This is a genomic window from Brotaphodocola sp. (genome assembly GCF_983179755.1).
On the sequence record NZ_CFAHBC010000014.1, the window covers coordinates 1 to 13,333 of the forward strand.

Below are 13,333 nucleotides of genomic sequence, written 5' to 3' on the forward strand. Positions count from 1 at the left end.
GGCGGATTCCGGACTTGCACCGGTTAGAAACGTGCGCCGCCGGGCGCACTCACAACAAAAAGCCCCCGCAAGCGGAATTTCCACCTGCGGGGTTCTTTTTGGGATTTCATCATCAAATTTTCAGTTCATTCTCAAGCAATCTTATGATAGACAAAGCATTTGTCCCATCACTCTCTAAATCTGCTTACTGCTCTACGCTCTTAGCGATTTCCTGGATCGTGTTGAAGATCTCTTCATCGTTCTTTTCAGAATCTGCTGCGTTTAAGTAGTACGGCATCATATCTACGTTTGCAACTGCTTCCTGTGCCTTCGGATCGTCAAGGATCTGCTGAACGAGGTTCTCATACCAGGTGATGATCTCATCGGAGGTATCCTTCGGGAAGTAGAAGGAGAAGTCACAGTCCGGATATACCAGATCGATACCCTGCTCTTTCAGAGTTGGAATGTCCTTGATCAGGTCATAACGCTCTTCGGTCGGAGCACCGATGCAGGTGAACTGTCCAGCGGTCAGATAATCCTTACAGTTGATGTATGCACCCGGCATCAGGTCTACCTGACCGGAAAGCATTGCAGCGATCTTATCGGAGTTAGAACCTACATCTACCAGATCCAGATCGATACCTGCCTCTTTCTCAAATGCAAGTAACTCATAGTAGGTGTATGCACCAACCTCGGTACAAGCCTTCATCTGTCCCGGTGCTGCCTTTGCTGCCTCAATGAACTCGTCCAGATTCTTGTACTTCTCAGAGTTTACATACAACTGCTGTGCCGGGTCCTTTGCGAAGGTCGGTCCCAGCTTAAATGCGGTGTAGTTGTAATCCGTTACACCTGCGATGTTTGCAACGTTTACAAGGTTATGACCATACAGGAAGGTCGTGCCATCCGGCTCTGCGGAAAGCACCTGGTTTGCTGCTACGGAACCTGCTGCACCGTTTGCGTTTACAACGATGAAATCAACACCGGTCAGCTCTTTTGCGTACTGAGCAAATACACGAGCGGAAAGGTCAGTGTTACCACCTGCACCTGCCGGTACAACGATGGATACGGTAGAAGCCGGCTTCCAATCGCTTGTAGCGGTGGATGCATCTGCCTTGCTCTCGCCACCTTCAGTCTTGGTCTCGGTTGCAGTATCAGCCTTCTGTTCTGCTGTCGTTGCAGTCGTGCTGTCAGCTCCGCCGCTACATCCTGCTAAACCCATTACCATTGCTCCTGCCAGTACCGTTGCCAAAAATCTCTTTTTCATAGTTGTATCTCCTTTTCCCTTTATTTTTTATATAGTTTTGTATTGCTGCTCTAAGTTTCTTAACCCGTTTTTACTTTTTACCTAATCACCTATTTTTTTAGCCCAATGCTTTTTTCTTTGCGTAGAAGGCCTTCAGCTCCTTAAATACAGACCAAACCAGAACTCCTACTGCTACAAAGAAGAATGCATCAAAAATCGGTCTTGTGAAGAATGCTCCAAAGGACTTGTACTGCATGATACCACGGCGCAGGTAAGTCTCAAGCATGCTACCGATCAGGAAGCACAGAACGAACGGAGTCGTCGGCAGTTTGAACTTGTGGAAGAGGTATCCAACCACACCGAAGATCAGGATCGACTGTACATCGAAGATACGGTTATTCGTTGCATAAGCACCTACGCAGCATAGAACCAGAATCAGCGGAAGCAGGATGTGCTTCGGAACTTTCAGTACCTGTACGAAGCCCTTGATACAGGTCCACTCTACAACCAGCATGATCAGTGTACAAATGATACATGCAGCGAAGATTCCGTATACGACATCACCGTTCTTTACGAACAGCAGAGGACCTGCGGACAGACCGTGAATCAGGAAACCACCAAGCATCATTGCGGTTACGCCATCACCCGGGATACCAAGTACCAGAAGCGGGATCATGGCTCCACCGATTGTTGCGTTGTTTGCAGACTCAGTTGCTACGATACCATCCGGGCATCCTTTTCCGAACTCTTCCGGATGCTTGGACATGTTCTTAGCAGTTACATAGGAGAGCATTCCGGAAGTAGAACCACCGATTCCAGGAAGGATACCGATTCCGGTTCCGATCAGTGCAGAACGAAGGAAGTTCGGAAGGTGATAAACAAACTCTTTCATGCTGAATCCAAATCCCTTTACCTTGTTGATCGGGATCGTCTCAAGTTTTCCGTTACCCATTGCCTCAGCGGTGATCAGGATATCGGAGATTGCAAAGATACCGATCAGAGTAGGAAGGGTATCAAAACCTGCCATCAGGTTTGGGTTTCCAAAGGTGAAACGTGCGGTTCCATCGATTGGAGCCATACCGATCAGGGTAAACATCAGACCGAGCATACCAGCTAAAAGACCGCGAATCATGTTTCCGGAAGAAAGGATTGCTACCATCGTCAGAGCGAAGAAGCAGATACCAAAGTTCTCAGCCGGAGTAAATTTCAGTGCCACATCTGCCAGAAGCGGTGCACAGAAGGTAAGTACCAGGAAGGAGAAAATGGAACCCAGTGCAGAGAACACAATTCCAAGTCCCAAAGCCTTCATTGCCTCACCCTTTTTCGCCATCGGATATCCATCAAATGTTGTTGCGATGGAAGATGCCGTACCAGGCATGTTCAGCAGAATTGCGGAAATCAGTCCACCGGAGATACCTCCGATGTACACAGCTACCAGAGTGTTCATACCGAGGGACGGTGTCATCGAGAAGGTCAACGGCAACATCAGTGCCACTGCCATCGAAGCGGACAGTCCCGGAATCGAACCAAATACAATACCGATTGCTACGCCGGCGATCATCAACAGAATGGATGCCGGGTGCATAATGCTCACAAACGCATTTCCCAAAAGTCCTAATGCCTGCATCTCTTTCGCCTCCTACAAATTAATTGAGAAAATTCCTGCCGGCAGAACGATCTTAAATCCATAACGGAACAGGAAGAATACCACAAGGGTAAACACCACATCGATCACTGCAAGTAGAATTGCCTGCTTCTTTCCTCTCTCGTCGTCCGGGGAAAGAACCATCATCTGGCAAAACAGGAATACCAGGGTGGAAAGAATGAAACCAACCGGCTTCATCACAAACACATAGACCAGCATCAGAATCACGCTCTCAAGCACACGCTTGTAATCGCAGTCCTCTATGTCATCTGCCTTGATCTCCGCGTTATGCATCTTAAAGTTCTTGATGCTTAAGAACGTGAGCGCTGCTGCAAGTGCAAAGGTGATTACTCCGATTACCATCGGCATAAATTCCGGTCCAACCTCCATAACCTTTGACTTCGGGAGCATCTGCGCCATCACCATCATGACTGCGGACAGTGCCATGAAAAAGATACCGACTACAATGTCTCCATACTTTTTGAAAAACATCTCTGTTCCTCCTTTCTCAGTGCCATCACTCGACTCCTCCTTTGTTAATGTCTTCATGATCTCTCTCTTTGTTTATGAATTATTTATATCAAATTCACAGAAAGATTTCCAATATTTATTCTTTATTCACAGAATAAGCAAAGCTAATTTCACAATAGACCTTTTTGTTTTCACTGGATATATGAGAGTTTTGTTGAAATGGATACAAAACGATTGGAATTGAGATTTAAAGATGATATAATGAGTGTTAACGAGGGGGAACCAGTTTACTTGTTCATCCCGAGTGGCGATCACGATAGCTGCGAAGTAGCGTCAAGTACCGAAGTACGAATCGTGATCTAATAACTATCAGCAAGCAAACCACCTGTATCAGCAGACAGGCGAGTGCGAGAGCGCGTGTTTGCAAGCCTACAAGCAAACAGTTAGAGGGAAAATACAAATCAACATTTCAGATACTTTTAAGTCCAGCCAAGGTACACGGTAACACTTCTTACGTGTCAAAAATAAAAAAGGTAGGTATAATACGGATATGGATGTGAAATATTTGAATTACATTCTGGCGATTGCCAAACACAAGAATATGACGATTGCTGCTGAAGAATTGTTCGTCTCTCAATCCTCTCTCAGCCAGTATCTTTCCAGACTGGAGCAGGAACTTGGTACTCCTCTTTTTTACCGGACGAAGACAGAGCTCGTTCCCACACCAGCAGGGGAGCTTTACATCGATTCTGCAAAAAAGGTTGTAGCCATTCAGAAAGAGCTTTACCATAATATCGCCGCGCTGAATCACCGCGGAAATATCCGAATTGGAGTGACTTCCAACTTTGGAATGCGTATGTTATCAGAACTGATTCCAGACTATAAGAAAACATATCCAGACGTGTCAATCGAGATCTCAGAGCTCGGACTTCCTGCGCTCAAAAAGATGATCATGGAGGAATCTCTCGATCTTGGAATCGCCGCCGTTCCGAATCTCGCACCGTTTGCCGATCAGGCAAAGGTACTCCGCAAAGAGCTGATTCTGTTCGCAGTTCCGTCCTCTCATCCCTATGCGAAGGAACATCCAAACGATACGTTGACTCCGCAAGAGTTAGCAAGGGCATTCTCGAACGAGAACTTTTTGAATTCCAAACGTGGTTCTTCCCTGCGAATCGTCGCAGATCAGATCCTGAGCGAAGCGAACTTCACGCCTCACGCCTTCTGCGAGACGAACAACATCGCCGCAACCCGCAATATGATCGCTCACGGGAATGGGGTCGCCTTTATCGCAGAATCCTGTGCAGTCGACCGCGACCGGATCACCTACTATTCGTTCAATCCGCCGCTTTTCCGGCTCAATGCACTCTTCAACCGCAAGAACTGGAAACCCAGCGAGGCAGAACAGGTATTTTATCAGCTTCTGCTCCACTATTTTGATTCCATCACAGAGTCTCCTTATCTCGCGGAGTCTCACACAGTATCAAACTAGAAATGTCAAACCCAAAATGAGCGGATCTGAAATCTGATTGTAAACGTTTTTTCAAAAAACAATTTAAGTTTGAGATTTCTTCGTATCCGAAAGAGAAAATTTCCGCAAAAATTTTCTCTTTCTTCAACGTTGTATAAAAATACATTTCCCCCTGAGCATTCTACAAACGGAACAAACCTGAAAAATCCGATTTGCGAACGCTCAATTTTCCCTCTTACTGTATCCTGTAAGATGTCTTTATTTTACCACTTCTCTGTCGCTTTCACAAGCGGGATACCGGTATTTCTTGCATAAAAATGCATACAAAACGGACATCTTCAGGCATTTTCGCTCAAATAAAATCTCCGCCACCCGTCTCCTCCAAAAAGCGCAGACAGTCCAGAATTCCCGCCATGTAAGTCCAGTTCAATTCACACTCATATGCTGACGTGATCTTCTCAATCATCTCATCGATGCAATGTCTCTGGTCAAGCTCCAATCTCAGTTGCGCATAGTGATCGCTCGCCTTAGCAGCCTCCTCCATCTCCTCTCTGAGTTTCGGCTGTAACAGAACAAACTCTGCCCTTGCCCGCTCCCGAAATCTCTGCATAACCGGATACATTCTCCTGCCTATTTCGCCACTGTGCTCTCTCTTCATCGCATATCCTCCTTTTCTTTCCATAAGAAGAGATGTCACATACAGAAAGTTATCTGTCTCTTCTCCTTGGAATTTCTACTTCCTGTATGCTATAACGCGGTGAGTTCCTCGTTTAAAATCTGTGAAATCTCGATCATTCCTGCATTTCTGCTCAAAGGATCTCTTCTTTTATAATCAAACAATCGATAAGTTCCATTGCTCAAACGCTCCAAATGTGCCATTCTTGCCATCTGTCTCGAATCATATCCCTCATAATGCTTCAAATAATGCGGACTTTGCTCTTCCTTTCGGAAAAATCTTCTCGTCTCCTCCTTCCACTCTCCAGGATCGGGAGCAAACGATGGACGACTCTTGATGTTCTCTCTCAGATAAAGATCACACATCAGGAGATCCCGAAATATCTCCCGCTTCTTCGGAAACAGCTCTGTCAACAATTCCCACAAAATCTCATAGCGCGCCATTCGGCTGTGGTTTACCTCAAACAGATGATTCTTCTCATAATAATCTGCGAGCACTTCAAACATCTCATACGGTGAATCATACGCTTTCTCGAGTTCTCCGAGTGTCAAACAGAACTGGCGACTGTTGTAGTAGACTTCGACCATCTCCTCAATCTGCTTTAACACAAGCACGTCTCTATACGGAAGCCAGCGTGTTGACAGAACCTCATACGGCGGAGCGGAGGCATACTGAAGACCACACTCCTGCGTCATCTTCTCCATACAGGAACCCTTCAGCACCTTCAGGAATCCAAGCTGAAGCTGTTCTGGCTCCATCCGGTAGACATCATCAAATGAATGACGGAAACTTTCCAAATTCTCCCACGGCAATCCCGCAATCAGATCAAGGTGCTGGTGAATCCGTCCCCAGCTGTTGATTCTCGCCGTCATCTCCCGAATCTGATCAATGTCCGTCTTTCTGTGAATCGCCTCAAGCGTTCTCTCGTTTGTCGACTGAACTCCGATCTCAAGCTGAACAAGTCCCGGGCGCATCGTTGACAAGAGCTCAAGTTCCTCATCATCGAGAAGATCCGCTGCTATCTCAAAATGAAAGTTCGTGATCCCATTGTCCTGATCCCGGATAAACCGCCAGATCTCCATCGCATGATCTTTCCGACAGTTGAACGTTCGATCCACAAACTTGACCTGTGGAACCTTTGCCTCAAGAAACCACGCCAGCTCCTTCTTCACAAGGTCAAGTCCGCGAAACCGCACTCTCTTGTCAATCGAAGACAAACAGTATGCACAGGAAAACGGGCAACCGCGACTGCTCTCATAATAAATGATGCGATGCTCCAACTCTTTTGTGTCCACACACTCATAGGGAAACGGAATCTGGCTCATATCCATATAAGGGCGGATTCCCGTCTCTATCACGCCTGTACCGTCCGGACTCCGGTATGCCAAACCGACAATCTCCTTCCAGTTTTTAGGATCTCCGCCCGCTCTCACACAGTTTTCAAGCAACTGTGCAAACGTCTCTTCCCCCTCTCCTTTCATCACGAGATCCACCACTGGATTCTCTTGTAGTGTCTTGCTCACATCATAGGAAACCTCCGGACCACCCATCCAGATCTGCACATCCGGGAGAACCTTCTTCACATCCGCCAAAAGTTCTCTCACATAGGCAATATTCCAGATATAGCAGGAAAATCCGATAATGTCTGGCTTTCTTCGGTAAAGATCCTGCAAAATCTGCCCGATCGGCTGGTTGATCGTGTATTCCGCCAGCTCAATCTGTACCATTCGATCTGAAAGCTCCTCACGATTTGAGTCACCAAACTGTTCCCTAAGAATCTTCTCCCCGTATGCTTTCAAACTGTAAATTCCAAGATTAGAATGAATGTATTTGGCATTGATCGCCGTCAAAAGAATTTTCATCGCTCGTTCTTCTCACTTTTCCCTATAAACTCTATTTTATCGTTATCGATCTTCACGAACATTTGTTCTGTTTTTATTATAATCGATTTTTCAGATTTATACAAGAGGAAGATCATCAAAATCATACAAATTTACCGTTCATGCATTATCCGAAGAGGTTACTGTTCACGCATTGCGCAAACAGCAACGGATTTTGTCGATGCTTCGCATTCCAAATCGGCAAAATCTGCTACCACCACTGTATCATACGGCATTTTCAGTTCAGAAAATGCCTACCCGTGTACAGTAACCCGAAGAGTCATTACAAATTTTCCCGCAAAATCTCTATCCTTGACAATCTGAATCTTCAGTGATAGAATAAATCTACCGCTGAGATACTGCGGACCAGTCAGGGCTTGTACTGGTTTCGACGGGGATCATGCAGCTGGTGAAGCTATCCGCATGCGATGCGTTAAATGGCAAAATTAAAATTAAACGCTGAAGATAATTTAGCATACGCAGCCTAAGTGCTGCTGTCAGCCTTAGTGCACTCACACATTAAGAATCTGGCATCGACTATGTGAGAAACGACATACATTAAGCTTTGCGTGTATGGGCGTATCATGAAGCTACTAAAGCCACAAGGGTGCCTGTTTTCGTGTGGCGGAGGGAATGTCAAATAACCGGCTATGATAGTAGAAGAACAGGGAATTGATTTTCGGACAGGGGTTCGATTCCCCTCAGGTCCATTTATCTTGGACAGAATGATTTTATGAAATAACGATACTGTATGTGAGTAACACAAGGTACAGTATCGTTATTTTTTTGAGAAACCATCAGTAAATTAACTCAAAGCAAGCGCTGGACAAGCTGATAAACGACACAAAAAACAAGTCAAAAAATCAGATGAAAACTCTCACGCAAACCATCCTTCCCCGCATTGCACTGTATCAGGTTCTCGCAAAAGAAGACCTATCAGAGGAGCATATATACAGCTATATGCGAACTTATATGCTTGAGATTGTCGCGAGACAAAAACATTCCATCATGATAAAAATGGAACTCATCCCCGGATTTTACTGGCTTTACAGCACGATTGCCCTGAAAATTATGCGAAAAAGTGATCTGCATGAAAGCAAATTGAATCACGGCAGAGATTTCTTTGATTTTACGATCACAAAATGCCTCTGGCACACGGCCTGCGTCGAAAACAGCTGTGCAAACCTGTGCCCTCTGTTCTGTGATGTCGACAACGTGACCTACGGCAATTTAAAAAAGCTGGGATTTTCGCGGACAAAAACCTTAGGCTATGGTGGAGATTGCTGTGATTTTCATTTTTTCCGGAAATAACTTTTCCTCGAAGTCGACAACCAAAAACAAAAAGAACAATTTCCTATAAAATAAAAAAGAATGTGCCCTGGCACATTCTCGCGCCGAGGCGCGGTTGCTTCGGCAACCATCTTCCCCTGCGCCGAGTGCGCATCCTCGCGGAGCGTTTTTGTATGATAGGACGCAATTTCCTATCATACAAAAACGCAGGCAGAAACCCATCTCGGATCTCTGCCTGCTCTTCTCTCTGAAACTTTTTGTGAAATTGTTTTTCCTCAAAATTCGTCTCACATCATCGTCTCAAATTAAATTCTGATTATTCTTACTGAATTTTGCGAATCCAGCCTTCCGGAGCTTCGATTCTACCCATCTGGATACCAGTCAGGGTGTCATACAGCTTCTGGATAACCGGTCCCATCTTCTCCATTCCACTCGGGAAGCAGATCTCCTCGCCGTGGTTCACGATCTTGCCAACCGGAGAGATCACTGCTGCGGTACCGCACAGACCACACTCTGCGAAGTCCTTCAGTTCCTCCAACTTAACCGGACGCTCAGTTGCCTTCAAACCAAGGTAGTGCTCTGCTACATAGAGCAGGGAACGTCTGGTGATAGACGGCAGAATGGAATTAGACTTCGGGGTGACAACCTCGCCATCCTTTGTTACAAACAGGAAGTTTGCACCACCGGTCTCCTCAACGTAGGTTCTGGTTGCCGGATCAAGGAACATGTTCTCATCGAATCCGTTTGCATGAGCAGTTACATTTGCATGCAGACTCATTGCGTAGTTCAGACCAGCCTTTACATGACCGGTTCCGCAAGGTGCAGCACGGTCGAAATCACTTACACACAGAGTTAACGGCTTTGCACCGCCCTTGAAGTACGGTCCAACCGGAGTTACCAGAATACGGAACTGATACTCGCTAGACGGCTTTACACCAATAACCGGGCCTGATGCGAACATGTATGGACGAACGTAAAGAGTCGCACCACTGCCATACGGCGGAACCCAATCTGCATTTGCCTTTACAACCTCATCAAGTGCCTCAAGGAAACGCTCCTTCGGGAATACCGGCATCTCCAGACGGCTTGCAGAATCCATCATACGCTCTGCGTTTAAGTCCGGGCGGAAAGTAACAATGCTTCCATCCTCGGTGGTGTAAGCCTTCAGACCCTCAAAACACTCTTGGCAATACTGAAGAATGCCTGCACACTCATTGATTACGACATTCGGATCGGAAGTCAGACCACCCTCGTCCCACTTTCCATCCTTATAATTTGCTACGTAACGTTTGTCGGTAACATGATATGCAAAACCGATATTACCCCAGTCAAGATCTTTCTTAGCCATAAATCTTTCCTCCATTCGGTATCCGCATCTTACCGAAAAATCTCTGAAAATACGAAACGATACCCAAAGCACGCTCCGCACCATTCCCCGGCAGACACACATTCTTTTTTCATAGCGGTTCAGTCAGTCTACAAGCTTACTGAACCGCTACCCTTTTCTTTTTTAATTCAGCCCAATTTTATTTTCTGTCTGAACGATAAAGTTATTATAGCCCCATTATCCGTCAAAATCAATGCCTCTTTTTCGTTTTTGACATATCTGTCTTCTATGTCAGATATAACCGCCATGATCGCATAACTCAAAGTGAATGTCCCCGCCTCTATATGATATATGGGTATCGCAAATTTTCTCAGTAGGGGAGACAATCCCCTTCTGAGTTATACGCTCCACAAAAATGCAAAGCGCCAGTGGCGCTTCCGTTGACTGAACCCGGAGTGCGAACGAGTTTGCAAAAATTCCTTAGCGCAACTTCTGCTTATAATCCCTCTCAACCTCTCGGCGCATATCCTTCTTTGCCATATCATCGCGCTTGTCATAGAGTTTCTTTCCTCGCGCAAGACCGATCTCGACTTTTACCAAACTTCCCTTAAAGTAAACCTGGAGCGGGACGAGCGTATATCCCTTCTCCTTGATCTTGGACTCGAGTTTCAAGATTTCCTTGCGGTGCATCAGAAGTTTTCTCGCGCGGAGCGGGTCTTTATTGAAAATATTTCCCTTCTCATACGGATTGACATGCATGCCGTAGACATAGACCTCGCCGTGGTTGTCGATGCGGACAAACGCCTCCTTAATGCTACATTTTCCCATGCGAATCGACTTGACCTCCGTGCCAAACAGCTCGATTCCGCACTCATATTTCTCATCGATAAAATAATCGTGATATGCTTTTTTGTTATTCGCAATCAGTTTAAATGCCTCTTTGCTACCCATTTTTTCTCACTCCTCCTCGCTTATTTTTCTTCCATGCTCATTTCCATACAACTTATTTCCGCATACCCATATTCGGAATCGTTCCGAATCTCTGCTTACTATTCCTCGCTCACTATCTCAACCAAACTATTCTGTCTACATTTCTGTCTATCTCTTGTCTACTCTTCTGTCTGTTTACTCAAAATATGGCAGAAAATCCACAGTTCTCGTCAGTTTATCCGTTCCAGATACCGTGACCTTAACCTTCTGTCCAAGGCGATAGATCCGTCCGCTCCGCTCTCCGCGAAGCTCCATCTTCTCCTCACTGAACAGATAGTAATCCCCATAGAGATCGCTGACGCGCACAAGTCCCTCGACTGTATTCGGAAGCTCCACATAGAATCCCCAGTTCGTCACACCGGAAATCACGCCCTCGTAAATCTGTCCGACCCGCTTCGACATATACTCGCACTTCTTCATCTTCACGACCTCGCGCTCCGCCTCATCCGCACGGCGCTCCGTCTGAGAACACTGGATCGACACCTCGGTCAGAATGCTGTCATAATGGCTGATCCGCTTGCCGGTCAAATTTCCGTGAAGATTCTCTTTGATAATCCGGTGAATCTGGAGATCCGGGTAACGGCGAATCGGGGACGTAAAGTGCGTATAGTAGCGCGCTGCAAGTCCAAAATGACCACCGCAGATCGGCATATACTTTGCCTGCTTCATCGAGCGCAGTGTCAGACGGCTGATCAGAGCCTCCTCCTCGGTTCCTTCGATTTTTGTCAGAAGTTTCTGGATCTCCTTCGGGTGAACCTCCCCGTTCTGCAAATGCAAAGAATAACCGAAATTGTTGATGAAAATACCAAGTCGCTTCATCTTCTCCGGATCTGGATTGTCATGGGTACGATACAAAAACGGAATTTCCTGCCAGTAGTAATCCTCCGCAATCGTCTCATTCGCCATCAACATGAAATCCTCAATAATCTTTGTTGCAGAATTGCGCTCATACGGTTTGATCTCCGTCGGGTGTCCTTTTTCATCGAGCAGAATCTTCGTCTCCGGGAAATCAAAATCGATCGATCCGCGCTGGGAACGCTTGTCGCGCAGAATGTCCGCGAGCTCCTTCATGCAGTCAAACATCTCCACAAAACCGTCGTACTCCGCCATCACAGCCGGATCGCGGTCGGTGATAATCGCATTGACCGCGGTGTAAGTCATTCGTCTGTCGACACGGATCAGCGTCTCTGCAACCTCATGGCTGAGTACTTTTCCGTGCGGATCAATATCCATGATACAACTCAGCGCAAGACGATCGACTCCCTGATTCAGCGAGCAGATTCCATTGGAGAGCTTGTGCGGAAGCATCGGCACAACACGATCCACGAGGTAGACACTCGTTCCGCGCTTCAATGCCTCACGGTCAAGCGGGCTTCCCTCTCTGACATAGTGGCTGACATCCGCAATGTGAACACCAAGACGATATCCGAAGTCCTCTCTGCTGATCGTGATCGCGTCATCGAGATCTTTTGCGTCCTCGCCGTCGATCGTGACAGTCTGCCAGTCTCGGATGTCTTTTCTTCCGACTTTCTCCGCCTCCTGCACCTCATCCGGGATGTGCTCAATCTGCTCCATAACTTCCTGCGGGTACTCATCCGGAATTCCGTATGCCTTGACGATTGAGAGAATGTCAGTGCCCGGATCATTTACATGACCGATAATCTCAACGATCTCTCCCTCCGGCTTCTTTCTCTCTCCGCCGTAATCAGTGAGCTTGACAATGACCTTGTGACCGGTCACTGCTCCCATATCCTTTCCCTGCGGGATAAAGACATCCTCCCCGATCTTCTGGTTATCCGGAATCACAAATCCAAAATTCTTGCTCTTCTGATAATATCCCACAAGTGTCTGATTTGCGCGCTCAAGCACCTTCACAACCGTCCCCTCGGCCCTGCGTCCTCCGCGCGCCGGCTCTGCAACAATCTGAACCCGGTCGCCATGCATCGCGTCTTTTACCTTGTCATACGGGATGTAAATATCATCCGGGCGACCCTCAACTGTGACAAAACCGAAGCCTTTCGCGGTTCCGGAAAACGTACCAGTAAGGAATTCTGCTGACGGAATCTTATATTTTCCGCGCTTTGTCAAAATGACCTTTCCGTCCTGCTCAAGCGATTCCATGACCTCGCGCAGTTCGTCTCTCTGATCCCTCGAAAGATTCAGAAGCATCGCAAGTTCCTTGAGCTTCATGGGCACATACGTCGGATCATTTAACAGTGCCAGCATCGTCTCTTTTCTCTGATTCAATAATTCTTCTGTCATAAATTCCAGTTTATTTCCTTTCTCCAAAAATTTTTGAAAAACGTTATTTGAAAAAAGCACCCTTGTTTCCACAAGAGTGCTTCACCTGTCACAGTTCCTGCG

The 13,333-nt window shown here is 46.6% G+C and carries 10 protein-coding genes and 1 other RNA gene; 3 read left to right on the forward strand and 8 right to left on the reverse strand.

The genetic code is table 11. From position 1 onward, the window contains the following. Positions 1-184: 184 nt before the first annotated feature. The 3 genes from AC4EVX_RS06880 to AC4EVX_RS06890 form a co-directional block, all read right to left on the reverse strand. The gene (locus AC4EVX_RS06880) at positions 185-1,243 is read right to left on the reverse strand and encodes a tripartite tricarboxylate transporter substrate-binding protein (protein WP_177977407.1); all 1,059 of its coding nucleotides are present in this window, start codon (positions 1,241-1,243) and stop codon (positions 185-187) included. A gap of 97 nt (positions 1,244-1,340) precedes the next feature. Next, positions 1,341-2,849 (reverse strand): tripartite tricarboxylate transporter permease, encoded by a 1,509-nt coding sequence (locus AC4EVX_RS06885; protein WP_177977406.1) that lies wholly within the window; start codon positions 2,847-2,849, stop codon positions 1,341-1,343. 12 nt (positions 2,850-2,861) lie between these two features. Continuing rightward, entirely contained in the window at positions 2,862-3,416 is a 555-nt protein-coding gene (locus tag AC4EVX_RS06890) for a tripartite tricarboxylate transporter TctB family protein (RefSeq protein ID WP_490159855.1), read from the reverse strand. 478 nt (positions 3,417-3,894) lie between these two features. Between AC4EVX_RS06890 and AC4EVX_RS06895 the strand changes: the two genes are divergently transcribed. Next, entirely contained in the window at positions 3,895-4,827 is a 933-nt protein-coding gene (locus AC4EVX_RS06895) for a LysR family transcriptional regulator (RefSeq protein WP_490159867.1), read from the forward strand. A gap of 331 nt (positions 4,828-5,158) precedes the next feature. Here AC4EVX_RS06895 and AC4EVX_RS06900 read toward each other — a convergent pair whose 3' ends face one another. Both AC4EVX_RS06900 and AC4EVX_RS06905 read right to left on the reverse strand, forming a co-directional pair. Continuing rightward, entirely contained in the window at positions 5,159-5,464 is a 306-nt protein-coding gene (locus AC4EVX_RS06900) for a hypothetical protein (protein WP_490159856.1), read from the reverse strand. Positions 5,465-5,553: 89 nt separating this feature from the next. Then, positions 5,554-7,344, reverse strand: a complete 1,791-nt coding sequence (locus AC4EVX_RS06905; protein WP_490159857.1) for a B12-binding domain-containing radical SAM protein — start codon at positions 7,342-7,344, stop codon at positions 5,554-5,556. 391 nt (positions 7,345-7,735) lie between these two features. Between AC4EVX_RS06905 and ssrA the strand changes: the two genes are divergently transcribed. Together ssrA and AC4EVX_RS06915 are read left to right on the forward strand one after the other, a co-directional pair. Further along, positions 7,736-8,075: a transfer-messenger RNA gene (gene ssrA, locus AC4EVX_RS06910) on the forward strand. A gap of 154 nt (positions 8,076-8,229) precedes the next feature. Further along, positions 8,230-8,673 carry an L-2-amino-thiazoline-4-carboxylic acid hydrolase gene (locus AC4EVX_RS06915; protein ID WP_177977402.1) on the forward strand — a complete coding sequence of 148 codons (444 nt, stop codon included), beginning with the start codon at positions 8,230-8,232 and terminating at the stop codon, positions 8,671-8,673. A gap of 301 nt (positions 8,674-8,974) precedes the next feature. Here AC4EVX_RS06915 and AC4EVX_RS06920 read toward each other — a convergent pair whose 3' ends face one another. From AC4EVX_RS06920 to rnr, 3 genes are all read right to left on the reverse strand, one after another. Beyond that, a complete protein-coding gene (locus AC4EVX_RS06920; protein WP_177977401.1) occupies positions 8,975-10,000 on the reverse strand; it encodes a branched-chain amino acid aminotransferase in 1,026 nt (341 codons plus the stop codon). A gap of 459 nt (positions 10,001-10,459) precedes the next feature. Next, a complete protein-coding gene (gene smpB, locus AC4EVX_RS06925) occupies positions 10,460-10,930 on the reverse strand; it encodes an SsrA-binding protein SmpB (RefSeq protein WP_177977400.1) in 471 nt (156 codons plus the stop codon). A gap of 174 nt (positions 10,931-11,104) precedes the next feature. Further along, positions 11,105-13,231 carry a ribonuclease R gene (rnr, locus tag AC4EVX_RS06930; protein ID WP_177977399.1) on the reverse strand — a complete coding sequence of 709 codons (2,127 nt, stop codon included), beginning with the start codon at positions 13,229-13,231 and terminating at the stop codon, positions 11,105-11,107. Positions 13,232-13,333: the final 102 nt, after the last annotated feature.

Coding starts and splice junctions, on each gene's coding strand:
- AC4EVX_RS06880 (WP_177977407.1), bottom strand. CDS start 1,243: ATGAAAAAGAGATTTTTGGCAACGGTACTGGCAGGAGCAATGGTAATG.
- AC4EVX_RS06885 (WP_177977406.1), bottom strand. CDS start 2,849: ATGCAGGCATTAGGACTTTTGGGAAATGCGTTTGTGAGCATTATGCAC.
- AC4EVX_RS06890 (WP_490159855.1), bottom strand. CDS start 3,416: ATGAAGACATTAACAAAGGAGGAGTCGAGTGATGGCACTGAGAAAGGA.
- AC4EVX_RS06900 (WP_490159856.1), bottom strand. CDS start 5,464: ATGAAGAGAGAGCACAGTGGCGAAATAGGCAGGAGAATGTATCCGGTT.
- AC4EVX_RS06905 (WP_490159857.1), bottom strand. CDS start 7,344: ATGAAAATTCTTTTGACGGCGATCAATGCCAAATACATTCATTCTAAT.
- AC4EVX_RS06915 (WP_177977402.1), top strand. CDS start 8,230: ATGAAAACTCTCACGCAAACCATCCTTCCCCGCATTGCACTGTATCAG.
- AC4EVX_RS06920 (WP_177977401.1), bottom strand. CDS start 10,000: ATGGCTAAGAAAGATCTTGACTGGGGTAATATCGGTTTTGCATATCAT.
- smpB (WP_177977400.1), bottom strand. CDS start 10,930: ATGGGTAGCAAAGAGGCATTTAAACTGATTGCGAATAACAAAAAAGCA.
- rnr (WP_177977399.1), bottom strand. CDS start 13,231: ATGACAGAAGAATTATTGAATCAGAGAAAAGAGACGATGCTGGCACTG.